Annotated in this window: 9 protein-coding genes; 4 read left to right on the top strand and 5 right to left on the bottom strand. The window is 39.2% G+C overall.

The features are described from left to right. Window positions 1–150: 150 nt before the first annotated feature. Window positions 151–1,320: a CapA family protein gene (locus tag J2X07_RS16095; RefSeq protein WP_310260955.1), complete on the bottom strand. Its 1,170-nt coding sequence runs from the start codon at window positions 1,318–1,320 to the stop codon at window positions 151–153. A 111-nt stretch (window positions 1,321–1,431) separates the two neighbouring features. Here J2X07_RS16095 and kynU point away from each other — a divergent pair, with 111 nt between their 5' ends. The 4 genes from kynU (at window position 1,432) to J2X07_RS16075 (ending at window position 5,423) form a co-directional block, all read left to right on the top strand. Then, the gene (gene kynU, locus J2X07_RS16090; RefSeq protein ID WP_310260952.1) at window positions 1,432–2,703 is read left to right on the top strand and encodes a kynureninase; all 1,272 of its coding nucleotides are present in this window, start codon (window positions 1,432–1,434) and stop codon (window positions 2,701–2,703) included. A gap of 3 nt (window positions 2,704–2,706) precedes the next feature. Beyond that, window positions 2,707–3,339: an arylformamidase gene (gene kynB / locus J2X07_RS16085; RefSeq protein ID WP_310260949.1), complete on the top strand. Its 633-nt coding sequence runs from the start codon at window positions 2,707–2,709 to the stop codon at window positions 3,337–3,339. 650 nt (window positions 3,340–3,989) lie between these two features. After that, window positions 3,990–4,295, top strand: a complete 306-nt coding sequence (locus tag J2X07_RS16080) for a hypothetical protein (RefSeq protein WP_310260947.1) — start codon at window positions 3,990–3,992, stop codon at window positions 4,293–4,295. Window positions 4,296–4,301: 6 nt separating this feature from the next. Next, entirely contained in the window at window positions 4,302–5,423 is a 1,122-nt protein-coding gene (locus J2X07_RS16075) for a conserved virulence factor C family protein (RefSeq protein ID WP_310260944.1), read from the top strand. An 18-nt stretch (window positions 5,424–5,441) separates the two neighbouring features. Here J2X07_RS16075 and J2X07_RS16070 read toward each other — a convergent pair whose 3' ends face one another. From J2X07_RS16070 to J2X07_RS16055, 4 genes are read right to left on the bottom strand one after another with little or no spacing between them, the layout of a single operon-like run. Continuing rightward, window positions 5,442–6,509 carry a Ger(x)C family spore germination protein gene (locus J2X07_RS16070; protein WP_310260942.1) on the bottom strand — a complete coding sequence of 356 codons (1,068 nt, stop codon included), beginning with the start codon at window positions 6,507–6,509 and terminating at the stop codon, window positions 5,442–5,444. Beyond that, window positions 6,506–7,612, bottom strand: a complete 1,107-nt coding sequence (locus J2X07_RS16065; RefSeq protein ID WP_310260940.1) for a GerAB/ArcD/ProY family transporter — start codon at window positions 7,610–7,612, stop codon at window positions 6,506–6,508. Before J2X07_RS16065 ends, J2X07_RS16070 begins: the two co-directional genes overlap by 4 nt. Continuing rightward, the gene (locus J2X07_RS16060; protein WP_310260938.1) at window positions 7,599–9,080 is read right to left on the bottom strand and encodes a spore germination protein; all 1,482 of its coding nucleotides are present in this window, start codon (window positions 9,078–9,080) and stop codon (window positions 7,599–7,601) included. The genes J2X07_RS16065 and J2X07_RS16060 overlap by 14 nt, the downstream gene beginning before the upstream one ends. Then, the gene (locus tag J2X07_RS16055; protein ID WP_310260936.1) at window positions 9,077–9,931 is read right to left on the bottom strand and encodes an alpha/beta fold hydrolase; all 855 of its coding nucleotides are present in this window, start codon (window positions 9,929–9,931) and stop codon (window positions 9,077–9,079) included. Before J2X07_RS16055 ends, J2X07_RS16060 begins: the two co-directional genes overlap by 4 nt. Window positions 9,932–10,683 lie beyond the last annotated feature (752 nt).

Below are 10,683 nucleotides of genomic sequence, written 5' to 3'. Positions count from 1 at the left end.
AAAATACGCGCGCCATACAAAAAATACGCGCGCCATACAAAAAATACGCGCGCCATACAAAAAATACGCGCGCCATACAAAAAATACGCGCGCCAATTTAAAAAAGAGCTGGCTCCCTATGCAAAAGGCATAAGGGTGTCAGCTCTTCGTTTATTCAAAAAAATTCAGCTCAGGTACCCATTGATTCATGTGAGCTTTGATTTCTTCATACTTGCTCTTCATATTTGGCAGGTCTTTCATTGGATGAATGACAAACGATGGGTCCACATAAGTGGGAAGAAATTTCGGATCACCTAAATTAAAGGTGGTTTCTTCCCCTTTTACATGCTTAGTGATCGTAAGCTGAACCATTCCACCGATATCTTTATAATCCCGGCGCTGTCCTGATAGAAAATTGCCAAGCGAATAGATAACAAACGTTTTTGAACCATCACTGGCAGTTTCCCATTTCACAGGCTGAAGAACATGTGGATGGTGGCCGATGATGATGTCACCGCCAGCTTCTGTTACCGCTTTTACGATTTCCTTTTGAAAATCGTTCGGCATTCTTTCGTATTCATTGCCGAAATGGAGCGAAACGACAGCGATATCTGAAATCTTTTTAGCCTCGCTAACCTCTTTTTGGATTCTTTCTTTATCAATCAAATTGACAAGATGTTCTTTACCGGTTGGTATTGGTATTCCATTGGTCCCATATGTGTAGCTTAAAAATGAAACTGTAATATCATTCTTTTTCATAAATCGGATATTTGCACGATCTTCATCTGAAGCAAAGGCTCCTGTATACATAATGCCAATTTCGTTCCAATAATTTAATGCACTTAAAATGACCTTTTCTCCCCGGTCCAAGGTGTGGTTGTTAGCTAAAGTAACTAAATCGATCCCGTTATCTTTTAAAGCGTTTCCAACCTCATGCGGAGAGTTGAATGATGGATAAGATGACAGTCCTAACTCTGTCCCTCCGATCATCGTTTCCTGATTAGCCATCGTAATATCTGGCTGTGAGAGATAGGATTTCACTGGAACAAAATTAGGATCAAAATCATACCTTCCCGTTGATTGTCTTGCTTTATTGTAAACTGTGTCATGAATTAAAATATCTCCAACTGCAGCAAGCGTAAGGCTTGTTGTTTTTTCAACAGGCACCGGTTTTTCTGCGGCTGGTTTTGGTGATGCAATCTGTTTAATTTCTTTATTTTCTTGTATGCTTTCCGTTTTTTCTTCAACCGTTTGTTTATCTGAGTTATGATACAAATATAAAAGTGCGAATGTAAATATGAAAACAAAAACAATGCCGGTTAACCACCATAGGCGTTTCACTGGCTAACACCCCCTTATTCCTATCATAATGGAAAAAGCTAGGGTAAGTATACGACAAATTACACGGTTTTGAAAACGATTACAAGACAATAGGCTCGGAGGATGATGAAAATGATCGAAATTACACGAGAAACGGTAAGTCTTTTAGACCAAAATGACCCGCTAGCTTCTTTTAAAGAAGAATTTCATCTGAAAACTAATTCCATATACTTAGACGGAAATTCGCTCGGTCTGCTTTCGAAAAGGGCAGAGCAATCGGTGTTGGATGTCTTGAATGATTGGAAGGAACAAGGAATCGATGGCTGGATGGGCGGGAAATATCCTTGGTTCACACTGAGTGAACAGCTTGCGGAAAAGCTGGCAGTACTTGTTGGAGCGAAACCAAACGAAGTGATCGTAACGGGCTCAACAACGGTAAACTTGCATCAGCTCGTTGCTACTTTTTTTGAACCGAAGCCAGGAAAAACAAAGATTCTAGCAGATGAACTCACTTTTCCTTCAGATATTTATGCCCTGCAAAGCCAGCTTAAATTAAAAGGATTGAATCCGGAAACTGAGCTTATTCAAGTAAGGAGCCAAAATGGACTGACATTAGAAGAAGACGATATTATCGCAGCTATGACAGAGGATGTTGCTTTGATTTTACTGCCTTCTGTTCTTTATCGGAGCGGACAGCTTTTAAATATAGAGCGGTTAACACAAGAAGCGCATAAACGAAATATTCCCATTGGCTTCGATCTATGTCATTCTATTGGCGCGCTTCCACATGAGCTAAGTAAATGGGGAGTGGATTTTGCATTTTGGTGCAATTACAAATATGTGAATGCTGGTCCAGGCGGAGTCGGCGGTCTTTATGTGAATCAAAATCATTTTTCTAAAACAGCAGGACTTTCTGGATGGTTCGGAAGCAATAAAGAGAGTCAGTTTGATATGGATCATACGTTTGACGGAGAACAGTCTGCAGGAGGATTCCAAATTGGTACGCCGCATATGCTAAGCACTGCTCCGTTAATCGGATCACTTGCCATTTTTGAAGAAGCAACGATTGAAAAAGTCCGCACTAAATCATTAAGTCTTACGCGCTTGTTGATGGATTTGATCAATCAAGAAATGAAAGATGTATTTCAAGTCGTCAATCCTCTTGATGACAAGAGACGTGGCGGTCATATCGCTTTGATGCACAATGACGCTGCACGTATTTGCAAAGCACTCAAAGATAATGGGATTGTACCGGATTTTCGCTCTCCGAATATCATCCGGTTAGCACCTGTTGCTCTATATAATTCCTATACAGATGTATATGATGCTGTTCAAATCCTGAGTAAGATCATGAAAGACAAAGAATACGAAAAATACGAAAATAAAAGAGAAGTGATCGCGTAAGGGGTGGAGAAAATGAAACTCATTGATATATCTATGCCGCTCTATAATGGTGTCCCCGGCTGGCCGGGAGATACACCTTATTCGTTCGACTTGGCATGGACGAAAGAACAATCCGGATCCGTAAATGTAGGAAAACTTGAAATGAGTGCCCATACCGGCACCCATATTGACGCACCATTTCATTTTGACGATGAAGGAAAAAAGGTATATGACTTGCCAATTGAGCTGTATACAGGTCCTGCAACTGTGATCGATGTTTCAGGTGAACAAGAAATCACGTTAAACAGCATAAAAGAAAAAGTTAAAATGGGTACAAAGCGTGTTCTTTTCAAAACGAACTGCTGGGGAGACCGATCCCAGTTTCCAGAAAAAATAGTGCCCGTCTTGCCTGAAATTGTGCCTTTTTTAAAGAACCGCGGTGTTGAGCTGATTGGCGTAGATATGCCGTCTGTAGATCAATTGGATAGTAAAGAACTAGCTGCGCATCACACGCTGTATGAGCATCACATTCATATTTTAGAAGGATTGGTTCTTGATTATGTAGCTGAAGGTGAATACGAACTTATCGCGCTCCCTTTACCATTAAAAGAAGGAGATGGGAGCCCCGTACGTGCCATTTTAAGAGAATTACGCTAGAATTCATGGGTTGCCTTCCTGTCTTTCTGCTAGACAGGAAGGTTTTTTTAATAGGCTGTTTCCGTATTCATTGTTGCTTTTGAAAGTAGTTGATTTCCGTTCCAGGTTGCTCGCTTTCCGCGGGGCAGACGGTGAGCCACATTCGTACGTTTCACGTATAAGTGTCTCACTTGTCTAGCAGCAGCGGTTAGCCCCTCGAGGTCAAAAGTTTAATGGTCCTGAAGGCAAAAAGCGCCTTCTTAGCCCATTCCCCTTTTACTTGTCGGGGCTGACCAAACCGCTTCCGCTTTTCGGACTGCCCGCCTGTCCCGCAGGAGTCTCACACCTTGCACTCCAATCAACCTGTCATTGAAGTCAAATTACAAAAATGCCCCAGAAGCAACAATCTTTTAGAAAAGAGGCTTTTGATAAAATAACCCAATCCCACATTTTTTGTGAAGATTCCCAGAGTTTCTTCTGCTATTCACAGACTTTTATTCAGGAATACGAGGATTTTTGACGATAATCCCACACTTATTTTTGATAAAACCACGAACCGCCAAAATTCGACCAGACTGCCTCATCTTAAACCATCCAAATAAAACGGCTTTTTTGAGATTTTCATAAACGTTCCTTATAATAGGGTATATGAAGTTTTTTGGAGGAAAACTATGTATCAATATGGGTTTATGAATTATTTTGAAGGCCATCTGGAGTTTCATCATTACGATGTAGCACAAGTTGGGCCATGGTTTAACGTTTATCTATCTTTTAGTATTTCAAATATCGAGATCCTCCCAGAAGGACTTAATGAGCCTAGTGCTCTCATCGTATTCGATAAAGATGGAGAAATGCAGGAAATCATTGCTCATGACGAAGGCGTAGATTGTGAGTACAAGTTTACGGATAAAGAAAAAGAACAAATTATTGCCTATTTAGAGACGATTCATATAAGCCAATACATTGTAAAGGAGTGAAGGTAAATGAAAATTACAGGAATTGAACCGACGCCAAGCCCCAATTCAATGAAAATTAATCTGGACGAAACGCTGCCAGGAACTGAACGCTATAATTATACAAAGGAAAATTCAAAAGGTGCTCCTGAGTTTATTCGTGAAATTTTAAATGTAGAAGGTGTAAAAAGCATCTATCATGTTGCTGACTTTATTGCGCTGGATCGAAACCCGAGATCGAAGTGGGAAGATGTTTTAGCCGGGGTCAGAAAAGTGTTCGGCCAGGAAGAAGAACAAACAGAAATAAATCAAGTCTCTGAAAAAGAGGAAGAAATCACCGAGATCATGGTGCTTATCCAAATGTTCAGAGGACTGCCAATGCAAATTAAATTAAAAACAGAAAAAGAAGAAAAACGAGTAGGTTTGCCTGAAAGGTTTACGAAAGCAGCGTTAAAAGCCCAAGAAGCTTCTGATAATCTAGTGATGGAGCGGCAATGGGAAGAACAAGGTGTTCGATATGGAACGTTCGAACAAGTCGGGAATGAAGTAGCAGAAGAACTAGATGCTGTTTATCCGCAAGAAAGATTGGATCATTTAGTCGAACAAGCTTTTAATAAAAATCAAACGATGGAAGAAGAGGAAGTTTCGACAACAGAAGTCGCAGAAAAAATGCGGGACAGTGATTGGCAAACACGCTATGCCGCATTAGAGCGTATGAACCCGACATTAGATGATGTTATGGTGTTGAAACAAGCATTAAAAGACGAAAAGCCTTCTATCAGAAGACTTGCGGTCGTTTATTTAGGGATGATCGAAGACGAAGCAGTACTTCCGCTTCTTTACTTAGCTCTGTCAGATAAAAATGTGTCAGTTAGAAGAACAGCAGGAGATGCGCTCTCGGATATCGGTAACCCAAAAGCCATTCCTGTCATGTGTGATGCACTTTCCGATAAAAATAAACTTGTCCGCTGGCGCGCTGCTCGTTTTCTTTTCGAAGTTGGAGATGAAACGGCAGTACCCGCATTAAAAGCAGCTCAAGATGACCCGGAGTTTGAAGTTTCTCTGCAAATCAAAATTGCTTTAGAACGTATTCAAAGCGGTGAAGAAGCAGCAGGGACAGTGTGGCAGCAAATGACAAAGAGCCGTGAATAATCACGGCTTTTTCATTTTTTATTGAGAAATACCTGACTCTGTAATTTTGACTTGATACTTTACCTTTATGTCTAAACCAGAATAATTTTTATTCCAGCCCTTATGATCAAACGCCCGCGTTCTGGACCGAACATGTTCCCCGATCCCAATCGGATCGATATTTAGTTTTTGGAATTTACCGATAAGCTTATAGCCTTCTCTATTTAATTCCTTTTCGATATTTCTTTCAATTCCTTTGATTACATTTGGCTTTCCGGCATTCACTTTTGTATATTCTGTAAGCCTTCCTTTTACATTTACGTTTAAAATCACTCGATGATGAGGTTTTGCCAGAATCGTATAATGAATTCTGCTTTTAAGAATTTCGAGGTTTCCTTTGTATTTTTGCGAAGAAAATTGATAGCTGCCTTCGTTTAAATTTTGATACAAGGTTTTAAAAGCAAGCAGATCCTCCTCACCAAGTGTACCGACCATTTTATCTTTCTTAAAGAGGGCTAATCCCTTAATTTTCACTGAATTGTTTCGATGTGACAAATAAGGAAGTATGGGGTCCATACAATCAGAAAAATAGGCATATAAAAAAGTATGGAAATTCAAATGAGGCAAATTTGAATAGTTCTCGTTTTGTTTAATGAGGCTGCTATAAAAATTCCCATCATGGTTTGCCAGGTTATTGTCTATTGTCAAAATTTCTTTTGTGCTTTCTTTTGTGATAGCAAGGTAGATGGCTCTTCCCACCCCAGGGTCACGCTGCAGCATATCGAGCGTCTCCATGATTCCCTCTTTAGCGATCTCCTGACTGAATAATACGGTATTTAGTTTTCCGACAAATAGTGGTTTAGAAACCATTTCGTTAAGCTCTGCTCTTACTTCTTTGGCGGTTTCACCAGCAGCCGAAAGATCTCTCATTTTAAACGTTTGTTCATCAATATAGATGGGATAAATAATGGTTCCATTAATATGATTTTTTTTTGGATACTTATCAAATCCGAATGAGCGGACCATCGTAATATCGTCTAATACTTCCTTTTCTGTATTACAAGCTGTTAACAACAAACACACCAATAAAGAGAGGAACTTCTTCATGTTTTCTCTCCTTTTTTCAGTAAACTAATGATAAAGAGCAGTGGAATGTACGCATATAACAGATAAAAGCCAAATTTGCCGATGATATTATTAAGTTCATCTACTTTAAAACGAGTTGTAAAAAAAACCGGAGTGGCAAACAAAAGGATAGATAGTGGGATAATGGCAATTCTTTGTTTGATATCAAATATCCTGTTAATACCTCTGCTTGACGTCCAAAGCGCGATAGCAAGATTAATTAAAACAACGATTGCAAAAAAGGCAATTCCTACGTATTCAAATCGCTCTAGAATGGGGAGGGTAACGATTTTCCATTCTTGGAGTGTCGGCCAAGTCAATCCTTGCAATTGTTTTGGGCTAAAGTACATAAGGGTAGAAAGTGTGGTCAGCATATAAATACCAGTTGTAGTTGCTGCTCCAATATGAGCCCATTTTTGCGCTTTTTTAGGATTTTCCAAATAAGGATAATAGGCAAATAAATATTCAATCCCGAGAAAACTAAGAACCATCACCTTAAATGCCTGAAAATAATCTTTCAATCCAAAATCCAACACTGGCAATAAATTAATAAAATGCCCGTATCGAATTGGAAAATAGTGTGTGAAGGTCATCCAAATCGTCAAGACGAAACAAAAATAAGCAATTCCAGTCACCACTCTAAATCCTTTACCAACAATGTAATAGGTAAGTGCCACAAAGAAAAAGGATAGGGTCCAAATGGGGATTCCCGGAAACATCCAGTTTTGAACCGCTTCGATATACGTACGCAAAATGACAATCCCTGTAACTAGATAATAAAAAATAAAAAGGGAACTCAAAGGGAGCGAAAGCCATTTGCCAAAAAATTGATGATGAATGTTAAAGAGATCTCCGCCATGCTTGTTTAATATTTTAAACATCATCCAAAGTATGATATGTATGCTTAATCCGCCCAAAATCACGATGATCCAGCTGTCTTGCCTCACATACTTGGCGATATATCTGACAAAACCAAGAACCCCAACACCGATCTGGGAACCGACGATGAGGAAATATACAAGCTTATGAGCAATCCTTGCATTTTTATGAACAAAGGGCGGAGATTTACTTTTATTCAAATTCATCGATATCCCTCTTTTTCCACCAGCTGATTTTCTTCTTTTCTTGTACTTTCAATTGATCTGGCCTATTTTTTTGAACGTAAAAGGGCAGCCTTACGAATGAATCCTTCCAATCTGAAAGTCTCGGCGGATAGATAGGAGCTAAATAAGGCCTGTTTAACGAAGTTAGTCCTAATAAATGTGTAATAATAAACATTAATCCGAGCGTCATACTTAGAAGTCCCCAGAACTGTGAAAGAATAATCATAGGAAATCGAACGATACGAATGGCATTGCTCATTCTGTAAACAGGTGTAGTAAAGGATGCTAGTGCAGATAGCGCTACAATAATTAATAAAACATTACTCGTGAGACCAGCCTGAACGGAAGCTGTTCCGATCACGATACCTCCAACGATACCGATTGTTTGCCCAACTTTTGTTGGCAGCCTTGCCCCAGCTTCCCTTAATAATTCAATCGTTAATTCTAAAAAAAGAGCTTCTAGAACAGGCGGAAAGGGGATATCAGTTCGTGAAGTAGTTAAAGTAGACAAAAGGTCATCAGGTATCAATTCAGGGTGATACGTGATGACAGAAACGTATAAAGGTGTTGCAAAAATAGAAAACAGCACGGCAAACATACGCATGATACGAAACAAAGATGAAATGTGCCAAGTTACAAAATAATCATCAAACGCGGCAAAAAATTCAACGATGGACACAGGACCATATACACCATGAGGAGAACCTTGGGTTAAAAAAGCAACTTTCCCTTCAATTAATGATGCGGCGATTCGATCGGGACGTTCTGAATCGATCAGTTGAGGGAACAAGGACATTTTATTATCTTCTATCATTTGAATAAGATAGCTGCTGTCTAAAATATGATCGTAGTCAATTCCAGCTAATCTCTCTTTCAGTGTCTTTACATTTGTTTCGTTCGCGATATCTTTTAGATAGAGAATGGCCACTTTCGTTTTTGTTCGCTGCCCGATCTCTATAAATTCTATTTGGAGTGCTGACGTGGGAAGTCTCTTCTGAATTAAGACCAAATTCGTCTCTAAGTTTTCATTGAATGCTTCTTTTGGTCCAATTACGCTAAACTCCACTTCAGGTACAGAAATGGGCCGTAAATTCGGTGCCTTTTCTACATGAACAAATATCATTTCCTTAGATGATCGTTTTTTTAACGCCACACACCCTTGAAGAACCATTGAATTAATCGTTTGTTTGTCAGGGTCTTTTTTATAATGTTTGTTGCTGAACGGAAGCTGTTCATACAGTTCTTTACACTTCAAGGATTGATTTTTTTGAATAAAGCAAAGAACCTCTTTGTTAAATCGTTCTTGATCGATTAATGATTCAATAAATCCAGATATCCAATCAGACATACCAATTTCTTGCCAAAGAATATTTTGATCGAGTGCTTTGTTCTCATTTTCTTGTGCTAGTGGATTTGACTTTATGGACTTTCCTGTATTAAAAAATCTCATTCCATTTCCGCCTCTATAAAACGAATAATCTCATTTGAAATTTCATCCGGTTTTTCTTCCATCAAAAGGTGTCCGCATTTTTCATACACAATCAGCTCTGCGTTAGGAAGATCCTTCTTTAATCTATATCCCGTTTTTACGGGCATTACTTTGTCTTCTTTTCCCCAGATCATCAATACGGGCTGACTAATTTCCTTTAATTCTTGTGAAGTCATATCTCCTTCACGATGTCTAAGCAGTCTAATGAGAGAATCAATAAAAGCAGCTTCACTTATGGGCTTCTTATATCCGTCAATCAGTTCTTGGGTGACAAGGGAAGGATCGTGCAAAACAGCCGCCAAGTTTTTCTTCACGTCTTTTTTTTGAATCCAGCTTCGCATTCCCCATGTGAACAAAGGAAGGTAAGAGCAGACGATTAAAGGGTGGCTGGCTTTTTTTACATAAGAACAGCAGCCAAGAAGTATGAGTTTCCCTATTCGAGCGGGTGCTTTTTTTGCGGCATGCATGCTAATTTGACCACCCATCGAATGGCCAATCAGAATCGCATCTTTAATAGTAAGCTTGTCTAAAAAATCAATGATCAGCTGACCATAATTACATAGGCGATAAATAAAGGTTGTCGATTTTTCACTTTGACCAAATCCCGGAAGATCCAAGGCAATGACAACATAATGTTTTGTTAAATAAGGCAGCAGTTTTCGAAAGCTAATAGTAGAAGATAAGAAGCCATGTACAAGTACAACGACTTTAGCATCTGGGTTTTCATGTTCGTAAAATTCATAATAGATCGTTACACCGCTGACTTGAATTTTAAATCCGGGCACAAATGTATTCTGCTCATTTACGGCCATTTATTAGCTCCCTCCGTTCTCGTAAAAATCCATATCGGTTATTTTTCCCCATGAAAGGTAAGATACAATGTGCAATTATTTCCTGTCTGGCGATGTTGTTGAGAAAATGTACGTTTTAGGAAGTAAATACAAACGGAATTTGGAAAATACGAGCGGAATACGAGAAATACGAGCGGAATTTGGAAAATACGAGCGGTATTCGAAAAATACAAGCGAAATATGAAAAATACGAGCGAAACAGTTTCACTAGGATTTACGAGCCGTTTCACCTTTTCACTGTCCAGTTTCAACGGCTAAAATCTCGAGGTCACTTAACTCTTTCCTTGTGACATAAAGAGCATGTCTTCAGGCAAGAGTTAAGTGCTGGCACCACGGGCACAAGTGCAACATCAGTTTGCAAATTACGCAAACTGTGTTTTCTTTGTCGCTTTTTAATGAGCCGTTTCAGCATTTCACCACATAAATGTGCGTTTGTCTCTATTCCTTTTTACATACTTCGGACATATTTTAATATGGAGAAAGAACGCATAAAGAAATGAAGGAGGTAAGCAGGATGGGATTTCCATATTACTATCCGTACTGTTATCCTTATGGAGGATACGGTGGAGGATATGGCTACGGATGGATCTGGGCTGTATTTATAATCTTGTTCATTCTTATTCTAATATTTGGTGGCTGGTGGTGGTGGACCACAAGAGGTTAAATAAAGGGGCTTGGAGGTAGGGTCTTCAAGCCTTTTTTAATGTTGAAAC

It is taken from the genome of Fictibacillus barbaricus, assembly GCF_031457135.1.
In the GTDB taxonomy this organism is placed as follows: Bacteria; Bacillota; Bacilli; order Bacillales; family Fictibacillaceae; genus Fictibacillus; species Fictibacillus barbaricus_A.
This window is presented reverse-complemented; position numbering and strand designations above follow the sequence as displayed.

Coding starts and splice junctions, on each gene's coding strand:
- kynU (WP_310260952.1), top strand. CDS start 1,432: ATGATCGAAATTACACGAGAAACGGTAAGTCTTTTAGACCAAAATGAC.
- J2X07_RS16080 (WP_310260947.1), top strand. CDS start 3,990: ATGTATCAATATGGGTTTATGAATTATTTTGAAGGCCATCTGGAGTTT.
- J2X07_RS16075 (WP_310260944.1), top strand. CDS start 4,302: ATGAAAATTACAGGAATTGAACCGACGCCAAGCCCCAATTCAATGAAA.
- J2X07_RS16070 (WP_310260942.1), bottom strand. CDS start 6,509: ATGAAGAAGTTCCTCTCTTTATTGGTGTGTTTGTTGTTAACAGCTTGT.
- J2X07_RS16065 (WP_310260940.1), bottom strand. CDS start 7,612: ATGAATTTGAATAAAAGTAAATCTCCGCCCTTTGTTCATAAAAATGCA.
- J2X07_RS16060 (WP_310260938.1), bottom strand. CDS start 9,080: ATGAGATTTTTTAATACAGGAAAGTCCATAAAGTCAAATCCACTAGCA.
- J2X07_RS16055 (WP_310260936.1), bottom strand. CDS start 9,931: ATGGCCGTAAATGAGCAGAATACATTTGTGCCCGGATTTAAAATTCAA.